Origin of the sequence: Segatella copri (assembly GCF_026015465.1) — a bacterium.
GTDB lineage: Bacteria > Bacteroidota > Bacteroidia > Bacteroidales > Bacteroidaceae > Prevotella > Prevotella copri_E.
Genome location: NZ_JAPDUQ010000005.1, coordinates 97,385 through 111,147, shown reverse-complemented (window position 1 = coordinate 111,147; position 13,763 = coordinate 97,385). Strand labels below are relative to the sequence as shown.

At 40.0% G+C, this 13,763-nt stretch carries 12 protein-coding genes; 2 read left to right on the top strand and 10 right to left on the bottom strand.

What is annotated here, in order from left to right:
* Positions 1 to 3 precede the first annotated feature (3 nt).
* The 6 genes from ONT08_RS15200 to ONT08_RS15175 all read right to left on the bottom strand — a co-directional run bounded on the left by ONT08_RS15200 (position 4) and on the right by ONT08_RS15175 (position 5,701).
* The gene (locus ONT08_RS15200) at positions 4 to 2,004 is read right to left on the bottom strand and encodes a hypothetical protein (protein ID WP_264960368.1); all 2,001 of its coding nucleotides are present in this window, start codon (positions 2,002 to 2,004) and stop codon (positions 4 to 6) included.
* 972 nt (positions 2,005 to 2,976) lie between these two features.
* Positions 2,977 to 4,125 (bottom strand): type II toxin-antitoxin system HipA family toxin, encoded by a 1,149-nt coding sequence (locus ONT08_RS15195; RefSeq protein ID WP_264960367.1) that lies wholly within the window; start codon positions 4,123 to 4,125, stop codon positions 2,977 to 2,979.
* Positions 4,122 to 4,430 carry a helix-turn-helix domain-containing protein gene (locus ONT08_RS15190; protein ID WP_117587749.1) on the bottom strand — a complete coding sequence of 103 codons (309 nt, stop codon included), beginning with the start codon at positions 4,428 to 4,430 and terminating at the stop codon, positions 4,122 to 4,124. The genes ONT08_RS15195 and ONT08_RS15190 overlap by 4 nt, the downstream gene beginning before the upstream one ends.
* 363 nt (positions 4,431 to 4,793) lie before the next feature.
* A complete protein-coding gene (locus ONT08_RS15185) occupies positions 4,794 to 5,012 on the bottom strand; it encodes a hypothetical protein (protein WP_264960366.1) in 219 nt (72 codons plus the stop codon).
* Positions 5,013 to 5,135: 123 nt separating this feature from the next.
* Positions 5,136 to 5,498 carry a transposase gene (gene tnpB / locus ONT08_RS15180; protein WP_264960365.1) on the bottom strand — a complete coding sequence of 121 codons (363 nt, stop codon included), beginning with the start codon at positions 5,496 to 5,498 and terminating at the stop codon, positions 5,136 to 5,138.
* Positions 5,486 to 5,701 carry a hypothetical protein gene (locus ONT08_RS15175; RefSeq protein WP_264960364.1) on the bottom strand — a complete coding sequence of 72 codons (216 nt, stop codon included), beginning with the start codon at positions 5,699 to 5,701 and terminating at the stop codon, positions 5,486 to 5,488. Before ONT08_RS15175 ends, tnpB begins: the two co-directional genes overlap by 13 nt.
* Before the next feature lie 345 nt (positions 5,702 to 6,046).
* On the opposite strand from ONT08_RS15175, the gene ONT08_RS15170 reads away from it, so the two are divergent.
* Complete coding sequence (locus ONT08_RS15170) at positions 6,047 to 7,102, top strand: CNNM domain-containing protein (protein ID WP_118086262.1); 1,056 nt, start codon at positions 6,047 to 6,049, stop codon at positions 7,100 to 7,102.
* Positions 7,103 to 7,148: 46 nt separating this feature from the next.
* On the opposite strand, the gene ONT08_RS15165 is transcribed toward ONT08_RS15170, so the two are convergent.
* Entirely contained in the window at positions 7,149 to 8,207 is a 1,059-nt protein-coding gene (locus ONT08_RS15165; RefSeq protein WP_118201647.1) for an alcohol dehydrogenase, read from the bottom strand.
* A gap of 291 nt (positions 8,208 to 8,498) precedes the next feature.
* Here ONT08_RS15165 and ONT08_RS15160 point away from each other — a divergent pair, with 291 nt between their 5' ends.
* On the top strand, positions 8,499 to 9,620 hold the full coding sequence (locus tag ONT08_RS15160) for a hypothetical protein (protein WP_264907179.1): 1,122 nt from the start codon (positions 8,499 to 8,501) through the stop codon (positions 9,618 to 9,620).
* A gap of 1,032 nt (positions 9,621 to 10,652) precedes the next feature.
* On the opposite strand, the gene ONT08_RS15155 is transcribed toward ONT08_RS15160, so the two are convergent.
* From ONT08_RS15155 to ONT08_RS15145, 3 genes are all read right to left on the bottom strand, one after another.
* A complete protein-coding gene (locus ONT08_RS15155; RefSeq protein ID WP_117695614.1) occupies positions 10,653 to 11,948 on the bottom strand; it encodes a RepB family plasmid replication initiator protein in 1,296 nt (431 codons plus the stop codon).
* 371 nt (positions 11,949 to 12,319) lie between these two features.
* A complete protein-coding gene (locus tag ONT08_RS15150) occupies positions 12,320 to 12,619 on the bottom strand; it encodes a hypothetical protein (RefSeq protein ID WP_006848167.1) in 300 nt (99 codons plus the stop codon).
* Positions 12,620 to 12,688: 69 nt separating this feature from the next.
* Positions 12,689 to 13,519, bottom strand: coding sequence for a ParA family protein (locus tag ONT08_RS15145; RefSeq protein ID WP_006848166.1), 831 nt, complete (start codon positions 13,517 to 13,519; stop codon positions 12,689 to 12,691).
* Positions 13,520 to 13,763 lie beyond the last annotated feature (244 nt).

Genomic DNA, 13,763 nt, shown 5'->3' with positions numbered 1-13,763 from the left:
ATATTAATTTTTAATTCCTTCTTTATTTTTTACCATCTTATCTATCGCCTGAATCTGCTTGAGATAGGATGGGAACTTGAAGTATATCCACGAATCTTGTTCCTGCAACTCTACCATTCCTTTGTGAAGATGGCTGACAATTGAACAGCAGCGATCCATCTGAGTGATTTTCCCTACAATTTCATGGAACAACTCAGAAAGCGTGTTGTCCGGATGGAATGAGTCTGTGATATAATTATATAGTTCATCTTCTGCAAAATGGGAAGAGAATACCAATGAGGTGGAAAGAAACCGTAATATAGCATACGCAATTTCTTCCTTTGCCAGATGGTTCTCTATGATTTCCTTCGCATCATTCAAAACTGCGGTTATCTTTGTCATATCCGATTTGCCGTCAGTCTTTGCAAATGCATCTTCCTGCTTGGAATCAACAGTGATGACAGAAGGCTGGTCGATGACAGGCACCTTATGAAGCAAGACGTAGCGCTGGAGATACTTACGCCAAATCAGAAGACGCGCTCCCTGCCATACTTCTACGGCTGCTGCGGTGAGGGAAGTGAAGAGAGATGAATGAAGAGTGAAAAACTCATGAGCTCTTCTCCCCAACTCCTCCATATCATCAGTGTATTCAATACCTGTCTCTAGCGAAAAGCCCCCGATTCCATCGATCTTTTCAAACCGATAGTCGCTTTGTGTAAGCAGGTAGAGCAATCGGGAATATTTCTTTGCTTCCAGGTCTGAAAGGAACAGAGCCCTTTCATCTTTACTTTGAGAAGCATAATTGTCATAGAAGCCTCCCCATGAACAGATAGCCTTGACCTTGCCTTCTATAGTCTTCAAGAGTGCGAAATGAGCATCATACTCATAGTCCTCATCGAAGACCGGTGCATATTTATCTGCCTCATATTCCTTGCCCCTGAAGAATTCCCGAAGGTTGCATGGAAAGATGAATTCCGTAATTCCATTATGCTGTAATACATGGTAGCCTTGTCCCTCAGGAATAGCAATGCCTGAAGCAGGCGTGAGGAACGGACGGAGAACGACATCTGGAATCAGTTCCTTCAATCCCTGTTCGAGGGTTGCATTATCACAAGGGAGGTAGTTGGCCAGGATGCGGAAGTTCTTCCACATCGATTCATCTAAATTTTCAAGCACCTCCTGTTGCTGGACATCCTTCCTGTTTGCCATCATCTTACTGTAGGCGATATCAGAAGTTTGACGGTTGTGATATATAGTCAATTTCTTCTGATAATTCATGAAGAGCTTGCGTAATAGATCCCCCGCATTTTTCGAAGGTTCCTTCATCTGCAGATAACCGATCATCTGGTCAATAGCCCGCCATGCACCCACGGATTCAGAAGGAGCCTCATGCTCTATCTGCAAGGCATACTGGCGGATATTGGAGATACTGAGACAGTAGTTGTTTCCAAAGCGCACCAAAAGATGACGATCTTTCTTACCCTTATGCTTGATTTGCTTGATAACGCCAACCCGACCAGCCAGAGGCCCGGAGAGGATGCGGATGGTGTCATTCTCCTTGACCAGGTCGCTGTAACGCTTTTCTACGATACTCAATCCATTGATGTCATCGCCTATCCTGTCATTGAAATAGACAAAAGTCTCCATATCCTCATCAGGGATTTTTGACTGTCTTACTATTTCGTCCAATGACATCTGCTTGCTGTCAGCAGATAGGATATGCGCCTTGGTAAAGAAGGTGCGTTCTATCAGTTCGGAAGTATGCGGTTCCATTTCAAAACCCTTGTACATAAAGTAGCCATATGGGGAGAGAACCTTCTTCAAACGCCTTTCATTCTGCACTCTGATGAAGAACATTCCCTGCAAGACCGGCACAAAGCGTACCTTCACTTCTCCATTTTCGTTCTTGTAGGTTTTTCTTCCTAAAGGAAAATAGAAGTCGGTGATGATATGATTGTATTTTTCACGCAGAAAATCTATGGATTGCTGCTCTGAAAAAACATCAGTCTTGACTATAAACCACATACTGGATTTTGAATTTGAATTGTAAACGCAAGGGAAGAGTTAAAAAGTGTAGCTAAATGTCCAACTAGATCTGGTCGCAAGACATATTTCGGCTTCCCCTGAAAAGATGCCTCTTCCCGAGTTATTGGGGTTGTGAAATGTATCACAGCATTGAAAAACCAATAGACTAACTTCCACTAATCTTCAATACTTTTATGTCTTTCAACCTTACACATACATGATGCGAACAGGCTAGTGTTTAGCAAATTGTGTTTCATAAACATTCTGCTTCTGATGAAAGCCATATTATAAATTTTAACTCTCCTGCATCTCTCTATGAGGAACACAGAAATACGTTGCAAAAATACTAAAAAAAATGTAAACACACAAATTACAAATGTTAAAATATTGATTTTCACTAAGATATTCTGTTTTTAAGTTGAGAGGCGTATGAAGTGCATTTCTCTACCATTCCGATTATCAGACAGTTACAATTTTCCTGCATCACTAACATCGAGATTCAGAAAAACGGTTCATAATGGTTCATTTCTAAAGCTCTATATTCCATCCACTTTAAAAATTTGATAGGAAAGCCGAAATTCCACCATTGGCACCATTCACATCAGTGCTCCACAAAGAGCAATCAGCAGCAACTGTATGCATAAGACAACATGCCTTGGCAGAAACAGAAGATAGCCTTGGAAAGATAAACATGGCAGATATTGGAAAAGAGGCTAAGCTGCCTCCTCCTTCTTTTGCTTCTCTACCTCTGAGAGGCTGGTGGCAATAAGCTTGATCACAAGGATGGCAAAGGACTACCACCTTCCAAGACCAAGCCACCTTTCTTCCAAAAAGTGAAGCAAAAGGAAGAGGAGCCAGCATCCTCCAAACACTTCCTGTTTATCTTAGACTCTCCAACCAGGTAGTCTTGAATAGATGGCACAAAAAGAGCGACCCAAAGGCCGCTCTCCTTAATAAATATAATAATGTCTTTTATCCTACAAAGAAGGTTTCAACCAACGAATACAATTGTTCATCAGTTAGATTATCAGTACCAACCCTATCAATCAACGCATATTCTTCTTTCTTTCCGGTAATCACGAACTTGTGCTCTTTCCCGTCCACTTCACACAAAAGATGATAATTACCTTTGTATGTCTTTTCTACACGTACCTTCTCAAAAAGGGTTTCGCCTATTCTGAATGCAACATTCTTTCTTCGTTCGAGCAATCCCCACTCTGCCAGATGCTGGTTAAGGGTGGCTTCTACAGCACCTATCCAACGCTGGCTAACTTCGCACTCCTCTGCAAAGTGTCTGAATTGGCGGATAGCAGAGGCAACCTCACCAATAATACTTTCAGCCTTCCTGATACCATTTTCCTTGCCGAGAGCCAAAGCATCTTCAAGAGTCTGACCTTCGATCTCAATAATCCTGCAAGGCATCATGCTTATGCCTGCAGCCCTAGCCATCTTGTAATAGGCCATTTCCAGTTCTGCAGAAGAATGCTCTGCATCACCAAACTTCAGGATGCAATAATCAAAGCCCTTGTGACCGGCTATCTGACCACTTCTGATTTCTCCGGTTTTCGGATTGATCGCGATGATAGCCTTCGGCTGGCGACCGCCTGCCGAAGTACCTACAGCGATCAACGACTGCATGGTCAGCGATTCATCTGGCAACAACCTCACATTCTCACGCTCCAAGAATATTCTCTGAGCCAAATCCGTCAACAGCTTCATATTCAGCTTTTCCGACTTTCTAATGCCGGATGATTCAGGAATAAACTCCAATGCTCCCATACCACGCTTACCAATGAAGGACAAAATTTCAAGCGGAGTTATCTCCTGATTGCGAATGCCATTCTGTATGCGCCAACACTCAAACACCTGATTACCCCAAGCATCAGGTAAAGAATCAGCAAGAAAAGGAGGCAGTTTGCGGTAAAGCTTCGTTTCCCTGTCACCCATGATGGGACGACGGCTGGCAGGTGACTTGACAGAAGCCACCAGAGGGAACGGATCAAGCCTCCCACCAAGAAAAGCAGGATTGTACTCAAAAAACGAAACCCCTCTCCTTGCATCCCAGGACAAGCGACCGATTTCCTTGTCCCAAAGCATTATTTGTAATGAACTAGCTATCATGACTTCTTATGTCTTATTCGTTGAACTTTCTTTTCTTCTTTCATCAGGTAAGCAGATGGCGGTAAATCCGGCATCAGTTCATCAAGGGCATCTATCTGCCCTATCGCCTTCAGCAGCAAAAGAAATGTGCCGAGCGAAACATTGCCGGATGTACCATTCTCAAACTTATGAATGGTTGCGATTGTAATACCCGATTGTTCAGATACCTCTTTCTGTGTCATGTGGCTACGCAGACGGTAATCCTTGAATCTTGCACCAAGAAGCTTTACCAATTCTGGTATAGAATACTCGTAATAATCAACCATAATATCTCATTTTTAAATTATACTATAATATAAGTTATGCGCTTTATTAAGCTTTAAATTATATTATACTTATATTTATAGGCACAAAAATACACATTTATTTTCAGATAATTTCAACTATCATGAAGATTTTCTGTTTTTTGCATACTTTTTAACCTTTCTGTAAGTCAAAAATCCCCAAAAGCATACAAAACAAGCCCTAAAGCCGACCCATTAAAGGAATGAACAGATTCACATTCCAAATTCCCCCTCGCAAATAATAAGATGAAGATAGATATAATACCATCCCCCAAGTACCATCAATCCAAGACTACCTAAAAGATAGCCTTGGAAAGATAAACATGGCAGATATAGGAAAGGAGGCTAAGCTGCCTCCTCCTTCTTTTGCTTCTCTACCTCTGAGAAGCTGGTGGCAATAAGCTTGATCACATGATGGTCCTTGCCATCCTTCTGATAGGTCTCACTCTTTAAGAAACCCTCCACCTTTACTCGCTTGCCCTTTTTGAGGAGATCGAGGAGTGCCTGGTCATCATTCTTGATCCAGGTCTCGAAGCTCTGGATGGAAGAAGAGGTAATCTCCACTCCACCCAAAAACAATGAAAAAAATGTGGAGACAAGCCCCTGGGTGTGCCCTTGACTGTCGCCGCTTGTGGTAAATTTGCAAAGTAAAATCAAGGGATGACGCTTAAGAAAATGAATGAACGCTCACCCAAAGAAACAATAATAGTAGTAGAAAAACAAAAAAGGACGCATTCCAACAACCAAACTTAGAGAACAGCAGCCCTGCCAAATCCCTGCGTATCCATCAACATCACTGAGAAAAGAGAGACAATCTAAACCTCTTTCATCCAGGACTCCGAGACCCATCACCACAAAAACCAACCACTCCTCCTTCAAGAGCATTTTTACCTGCTGGCGGTTCTTGGAGAAGAAGATGAATACCGCACCACCAAGTGGCGGAAGTTCCATCTCGGTTCTCACAATCTGATACAAACCGTTTATGCCCATGTTCATTCGGACATATCGCTGGCAGACGTAATACTGGGTATTTTCGTTTAGTCCAAACATAGCATATCCTCCTTTTCGTAAAGTTTCATCAGATGCATGACAGATTTGACGCTACCTTTCTTGATGGTGACTATCGTTCCATTTGGGAAGGTTAGGGGTATGCCAAAAAGATAGTTCTCTGGACAGACGGGGTCGGATGGCATTTCCATGGGAAGAATCTGGAAGGCATTCCATGCCCTCTCATAACGTTCTGTTGCTCTCATAATTGCGTTGCTTTTAAAATTATGGTGCAAAGGTAAGAACTTTTACGATAAAGGGCAAAGTATAAACGCGGAGACGCTTACTGTTAAAATTAGATTTTTTATACTTCTCTACAAATTTACCAAAAACATATTAAAACAATTTAATTTTCAACAAAAACATATTAGATTCATTTTTTTATCAGTATCTTTGCAGAAAATATGAAACATATAGTATATGGTATTTAAAAATGCACTTATATTGGATAAACATAGATGTAATGTTCCCCATTACATCCTCAACTGTAGTCTTCGGAAATAATATCTATCTTGCTTGAGACAACATATTATTAACGAATTTAAATTTACATGGGTTTAATCATTTTATATTTTTTAGGTGCTCTGTCACTATCCTTTTTATGCTCCGTCCTGGAGGCGGTATTACTTTCTACTCCGATGTCGTTTATCTCGATGAAGGAGAATCAAGGCAACAAGACTGCCTCACTGATGAAACAGTATAAGAACAACGTAGACCGTCCGGTGGGTGCCATCCTTTCGCTCAATACCATCGCCCACACCATCGGTTCTGCCGGTGTAGGAGCCGAGTCTATGAAACTCTTTGGCGAAGAATACTTCGGCATCATTTCCGCCATTCTCACTCTGTTGATTCTGGTACTTTCAGAAATCATCCCGAAAACTATCGGAGCTTCATATTGGCGCTCTCTTGCCATGACATCTACCAAGATCATCCGTGTGCTCATCATTATCAACTATCCTTTGGTACTGCTTTCGGAACTTATCACTAAGGTATTTACTCCGAAGAACCACCAGGCTTCCGTGAGTCGCGAGGAGGTATCGGCCATGGTAGACGTAGGTACTACAGAAGGCATCTTCCGTGAATCGGAAAGCAAGATCATCAAAAGCTGCATTCGCCTGGCAGGAGTAAAGGCAAAGGAGGTGATGACTCCATCCATCGTAGTAGAATCAGCCAACATGAATCTGACTACCAAGGAGTTTTACGAACAGAAAGAATGGAAATTCTCACGCATTCCCGTTTATGACAACAATAAAGATATCATTGTGGGATACGTATTGAAAGATATGGTTCTCAAATTGGTTTCAGACGATGAGTTCCAAACCAGATTATCCGAACTGATGCGTCCGATTCTTTCCTTCAACGAGGATGAATCTCTATACCAGATATGGGAAAAGATGTTGGAAAAACGAGAACACATCTCTATCATCGTGGATGAATACGGATGTCTGAGAGGAGTGGTTTCCATGGAAGACGTAATCGAAACGATGACTGGCGTAGAAATCGTGGATGAAGACGATGTGGCTGTAGACATGCAAGCCTTGGCTAAGGAAAAATCGCGTATGATGCACCAAGGTGTTGCTTCTGCCATTCCTAGCAGTAAAGCTTAATATTTACAGAACATTGCATTTTAACAAGAGAGGGTGGGTCATGGAGTTATGACCCACCCTCTCTTGTTAATCCAGGAAATATCGCCACCTTGATGACTCCATCCTTGCGGTTCTCGAAAACATCGTATGCCTCTTCTATTCTTGAAAGCGGGAAACGATGGGTAATCAGAGGAGTGGTATCTATCTTTCCCTGGGCTATCAAATCAAGGATTTCCCCACAGTCACATCCATCCACACCTCCCGTCTTGAAGATGAGGTTCTTGCCATACATATCAGGAAGCGGAAGCATCTGCGGCTTGTCATACATCGCAACGATGGTGACGATGGCATTAGGACGGGCACACTTCCAGGCAAGCTGGAAGGTATCAGGTCCACCTGCAACCTCCATCACCACATCAGCTCCCCCATGCAGACTATGTTGTTTGACAAATGCCTCACAATCCTCCGTTTCAACAACCATCACCTGCGGATAATGCTTCTGGATGAACTCTCGCCTATCCTTTGATTTCTCACAGACGATGATGTTTCTCGGATTCTTGAGCAAGGTGCAAAGCAAACAGCAGACACCCGTAGGGCCAGCACCGATAATCAAGACAGTATCCTCTTCCGTAATTTCAGATATTCTCGTAGCCCAGAATCCAGTAGCAAGGATGTCGCCAACAAAGAGCGCCTGCTCATCGCTTACCGAATCAGGAATCTTGTTCAAGCCGGTTGTAGCATAAGGAACCCTCACATATTCCGTCTGTCCGCCATCGATTCTGCATCCCAGTGCCCATCCGCCATGTGGAGATGTACAATTGTTCACGTATCCATGCTTGCAATAGAAGCATTCTCCACAGAAGGTCTCTACATTCACGGATACTCTGTCTCCCGGCTTCACATAGGAAACCCTCTCCCCTACTTCCTCTACAATGCCTACCATTTCGTGGCCAACAGTAATCCCCGGTACTGCGCGAGGCACAGAACCATGCTTGATATGAAGATCACTGGTGCAGATACTGCTCAGCGTTACTCTTACGATGGCATCATGCTCATCTATTATCGTAGGCTTCCCTTTTTCTGTGAAGCCAAACTTTCCTTGCTGGATATATGTAAATGCTTTCACCTTAATTATATATATAAGTATTATTATTCACGTTAAATCATGCTGCGAAGTTACAAAAAACATTTTAATCATACAAGAAAAAATACAGATTCTTTCTCACCTTTTGACCTGTAAACTATTAAAAAGTCTGTCTGTTTTTACAAGTAAGACCATTTTTTGTGATTTTTCAGCAAACAAAACCATAAAATATACTCTGATGTTCAAATAGTTAGCAAAAAAATTGGAGAATAGAATATTTTTTCTTACCTTTGCAAATGAAAGATTTGAACTCAATTTTTTACAGAATATAGCATGTATCAAGATTTAGATTTTACTGATAACAATTACTATCAGGAAGATTATATAGATTCGCCGGTTGATGATTTCGACTGGATGCCTAATTTATTTGCCAAGCTCGCAAATCACCTGCGAACTTCAACTTCTGCTGATGTTATCAGACTGGGAACCATCGGCTGCATCAGAAACAATGAGCCGGGAGATGATTCACTTCTCCAATGGGAAGAAGTAGAAACAATGCGTCGCTATATAGATAGCGTTAACAGAGGCTTGGGTGCACCAGAAGATCCCACACTCCAGCAGTTGCTCCATTCTACAGAATGGACTAACTATGGTATTTTTACCATGAACTTTATCTCGGATAAGAACCTCGACTATAAAGGAATCTGTGAGGTTGAAAATACAAATCTCTCATACGCCAGCATGGCTTTTTTAATTGCTCTGGTAAAAGGGATGAGTATGATTAATCTCAAACATCCTTCAGCAAAGGGAGAAAACAATCATATTTTCACATACGTAATTCCAAGTCAATTCTCCACCTTCTCCTTTGCTTCATTCCTCAATGTGGCCAATGCACGTCTCGCTAACAAAGAAGATATTTCTGAACAGGAGATTGAAGAGTTGACCCAACTTGCTTTCAAGAGTCGCTACTGGAAACAAGAGACCTCACTCAAGAGTAAAGACAGCGAGTTGTTCATCTATGTCCTCAAGAACATCATTTCGGAAATTCTGGGACTGAAGCTTGACATCAATGCAGAATCCTTTGCCAAACAGGCAAAGAAGGAAGAGAAAAAGACTGCCACTCCAACTGTAGATAACCATAAGAAGAAGGAGAAGAAGGAAAAGAAAAAAGAAAAGACTATCCTGAAAGATAATTCCAAACCTTCTTTGGCATCTACGATGGTAAAAGTCTTAACAGAGGAGTCCCTCCCGCAAACCAAAGAGAGTCTTATTGATAAGACTATGCAACTCTATCCTACTCTCAAGATAAACTGTTTCAACACCACCCTATCAAGACTCCATAAAAATGAAGTTCTGAATTATTATAATGGTGGACTGATTGGAATAAAAGGCAAAAGATATGGAAGAGGCTACAAGATAATCAGCCGTTTACATAAACATAAGGAAACAGATTAAGGCTAAATTTTGTGCCAAGAAAATCCAAAGGCTAAAAGACCATTGGGTTTTCTTGGCACTATTATATAATACTGTAGCAGCAACTAACGTTTGAGTCAGTCTCTTACTAAAATGTTTCTTACTTGAAAGCAGTTCAATGACAAAATAATAACCTAAAAAAGAAACTTACTTGTAGTTTTTCCGGCAATTAGTCAATTCTACAATTGGACAATTAAGAATTTGATTCTCTATAAGGAGAAAACCACATTTCTGTTTACCTAAAACCACAAAACTACGCATAAACCACAAAGTTGTTTACCAAAAATCACTGCATTTTGTAGCACAAACCACATTCTTGTTTACCTAAACCACTATTCTATTTACCTAAACCACATAACTGTTTACCAGAAACCACAAAACTGTTTACCTATCCTAGTAAAAAGCAGTTGCTCCTTTTTAGGTAAATAGAAATGTGGTTTTTACCTAGTTAAATTCATGAGAAAAACAGGTAAACAGAAATGTGGTTTATGAGAAAAATCGATGAATGTTCTGCCAGGTAAACAGTTTTGTGGTTTTTAAATTCTTATTCAGTTGCTACTAAAGAAAAAATTAAAAAGTCTAACAACTCCTTTAGGCGTTTTACATAACATGTTAATATACTGATAGTTACACACATATTCAAATTGTATTAAGGTGCCTGATTTCAAATAAAATAAGATAAAAAACAGTATCTTATCAAGATAAAAACCACAAAACTGTTTACCTGAAACCACTATTTTGTTTACCAGAAACCACAAAACTGTTTACCTAAGAATAAAAGACTGATATAAAAATGATATAACTTATTACATATCAAATTATAACACGGGATTTGGTAAATAATTAATATAACCTCAAAATGGAATGAATTATATACATGACATTTCAGGTAAACAGTTTTGTGGTTTTGATGATAAGTCATTCTTAAAAGTAGGTAAACAGAAATGTGGTTTTACGGTACAAAAAGAGGAAGTACGGTACTCCCCTACTTCCTCTTCTGCTTTCTTGTTCTGCTTAGCCTCTATAGAATACAGGCATGAATGAACCGACACAGTCAAAAAATTCTTGTGCCAGCCTTTCAAGACCCGATGTTTTCAAAGCAGCAAAATCATCATCACTAGCAGCAATACAGAATCTGTCATTCTTGATTCCTATGAATTTGCATCTGCCCAACAGGGCTTGCTGACTGGTATCCTGTACCATTGAAATAAACTGATTCCATTGCTCAAAACCTTGAGTCGTGTCTACTTCTATCTTCTTGTCAGGATTCTGATATACATGCGCAAAAAGATCTCCCTGCTGCGTGGCATCATCAGATGTTTTCTTTCCCCTATTACGGTTTATTTTTTCATTCAGACGACGAGCAATATCTGCATCTTTATCTCCGATATGATTGATACCTACATCCGTCCGCTTGATATGGAAGATAACATATTCAGGATCTCCCTTATGCTTTCCGTTCCGATAAATAAAGTCTTCTTCAGAAAATTCATCAAATACGATATCTGTCTCACTGCGACTAGCCATTCTGTTGAGATCTTCCCTCACCACATCGAGTACCTGTTTTCTGAATTGCGAGAATTTAGGATATTTATTCATCACAGGCTCCCCCTTGTCGTCAAGCAGAATATTGCCATGTTCATCAAGTTCTACCAGACCCAAATACTGTTTCATCGGCAAAAACTCAACCTTAACATCCAAGCTCTTGTCTAGTCCCATCTGACGAAGCAGATATATATAGAGTCGAGGTGTATTCACCTTCTTGGAATATTTAGCAATCATGGAGATATGGTGAATATATCCCTGACGCATGTCAAAAAGGCTCATAGTGAGTTTTGGATCTATCTCAAGTATTACTTCACCCTTGATGCGTTCTACTTTCTCACCATCGCTCTTTGTATAGCCTTTCTGCGTTGTCGGAATCTCGATGTTTGAAAATACGTGCTGTATCTTCTCTGTCTTGCTATCCGTCTTTACACGCACCGACAGGTTGAGGATATCGTTCTTCAGCGTATCACGCAGATTCTTATAATTATGAAACTCCGTTGATACCTGAAAATCCTTGATGTCTATTTTGATGGGCGGAATCTCCATAACAGCATGCTCTATTCCTTTCTCGAAAAGATAGTCGGAGCGTGCATCTCCAAGCACTCTCTTCTCGGTAAAATACTCTTCAACATACTTCTGCAGATGGGTACTTGCAACCATCAATATGTTTTGTTGCAATAATGTATATTGCTTATCCAATTTTGTCAGCGAAAAAGGTGTGTTAATCCACACCAGATTCTTGTTTCCTTTTGGTTCGCTCATATAAAAACCACATTTCTGTTTACCATAAACCACAAAGTTGTTTACCTAAAACCACTTTTTTATTTACTTAAAACCACATAAATATTTACCCGAAACCACCAAGCTATTTACCATAAACCATATTCCTATTTACCTAAAACCACTTTTCTATTTACCATTTCAAATATAACTCATTATTAATCAAGCTATTATACTTTCTGTAATAAATAAGAGATATATAATTTATTATAAAGAATAATCTATAATTATCATTCTTTTGGTAAACAAAAATGTGGTTTTTGTAGGAACTTATACCTTATTTTTAAGCTTAGCGCTTTTTTAGGTAAACAGTTTTGTGGTTTTCACCCTTTTAATAACTACTTTTTGTTTGCTTACTTTTTCAAGTAATCCATCAGGATATTGTAGAGCAGGTTTTCCTGTGGGATATCATCTGAGAGGCATTTCATCTTCAGGAGAAGGAGTTCTTCCTTGTTAAGATATGTAGCCACACTCGTTCTAGTGCGTCTTTCCTCTGCAGTCCAGTAACTTTTTCTCTTGCGACCACCTTTAGATATATTTTTATCCTCTTCGCTTTTTGCCATTTCTGTGTTCAATAAACTTGGTCGGTCGTTCATACCCATATTTTCAAGAGACTCACCAATTTCTTCTAAATTTCTTTTTGCTACAGCCATAATTCTTATATTTTATAAGTTTATCTTCTTTTGTTTTATTATTACATGTTTCAACCTACCCTACCAAGATTAGATTTTGATGTTGAACATGCGCTTGATAGCAATTTCGTAATCGATACCTGTACTTGAGTAAGGTGCATATTCGAATATGCTTTGTCCGTGTGCCTGAGCTTCCAGGAACTTTACAGAGCGTCGGATACGGCAAGGCAGAATTAAGTCGCCATGTTTTTCGCCTAAAAGTTTGCTCAACTGCTTGGTAATCTTGGTTCGTTCATCTACCATAACTGGCAGGAGTCCAAGTAATTCCAAATTATCGTTCATGTGGAACTCCTTCACTTCATCCATTACGCTGAGTACTTCACTTACTCCTTTGACAGATAATGCTTCCATCTGTACTGGAATCAAAATCTTGCTCGCAGCAACCAAAGCATTATAAGTGTTCTTGGAAAGTGCTGGAGGACAGTCGATGAAAATGTAGTCGAAATCATCAAATACGTTTTTCAGTCCTTCTCCTGTCATGTCATGGCAATCGTTGTCTTGCAAGCATCCCAGTAATACCGTGTAGCTCTTCATCTGTTCTCTCAGTGAAGGGCCTCCTGGAAGGTGTTGTTCTATATTTTCCATCTGAGCAGATCCTGGAACTGCATATACCCCATTTTTACATTTGTAGACTGGCACACCACTCTGTTTGCACATGGCGTTGTATATGTTATCATATTCGTTATCTCTCACTCCGAAAAGCGAAGAGAGGTTGCATTGTGGGTCTAAGTCTATTACCAGAACCCTGAGATTGTGATTCAACCGGACTATGCCAGAAGCCAGAGACTGCACAGTAGCTGTCTTGCCTACTCCACCCTTGTTGTTCACTACTGCAACAATTTCCTGTAGTTCATGTTTCATATTTCTTTTTTCCTTATTTCACTTTATTGTTTAATTCAATTTACATATATTAGAATTGCTGGCAATTAGAATAAACGGATTGACTTATATTCTTTCGTTCTGAAAGACTAAAAGTCTTATTTCTGGATTATCTAATGTTCTTTAGTTCTAATATTGGTTGCAAAAATAGCCAAAATAGTTGATATAAAAGAATTTATCTTCTTATTTCTTTGTAAATATCCTCTTTTTTATACTTTTCTAACAA

Coding starts and splice junctions, on each gene's coding strand:
- ONT08_RS15200 (WP_264960368.1), bottom strand. CDS start 2,004: ATGTGGTTTATAGTCAAGACTGATGTTTTTTCAGAGCAGCAATCCATA.
- ONT08_RS15195 (WP_264960367.1), bottom strand. CDS start 4,125: ATGATAGCTAGTTCATTACAAATAATGCTTTGGGACAAGGAAATCGGT.
- ONT08_RS15190 (WP_117587749.1), bottom strand. CDS start 4,430: ATGGTTGATTATTACGAGTATTCTATACCAGAATTGGTAAAGCTTCTT.
- tnpB (WP_264960365.1), bottom strand. CDS start 5,498: ATGTTTGGACTAAACGAAAATACCCAGTATTACGTCTGCCAGCGATAT.
- ONT08_RS15175 (WP_264960364.1), bottom strand. CDS start 5,701: ATGAGAGCAACAGAACGTTATGAGAGGGCATGGAATGCCTTCCAGATT.
- ONT08_RS15170 (WP_118086262.1), top strand. CDS start 6,047: ATGGGTTTAATCATTTTATATTTTTTAGGTGCTCTGTCACTATCCTTT.
- ONT08_RS15160 (WP_264907179.1), top strand. CDS start 8,499: ATGTATCAAGATTTAGATTTTACTGATAACAATTACTATCAGGAAGAT.
- ONT08_RS15155 (WP_117695614.1), bottom strand. CDS start 11,948: ATGAGCGAACCAAAAGGAAACAAGAATCTGGTGTGGATTAACACACCT.
- ONT08_RS15150 (WP_006848167.1), bottom strand. CDS start 12,619: ATGGCTGTAGCAAAAAGAAATTTAGAAGAAATTGGTGAGTCTCTTGAA.
- ONT08_RS15145 (WP_006848166.1), bottom strand. CDS start 13,519: ATGAAACATGAACTACAGGAAATTGTTGCAGTAGTGAACAACAAGGGT.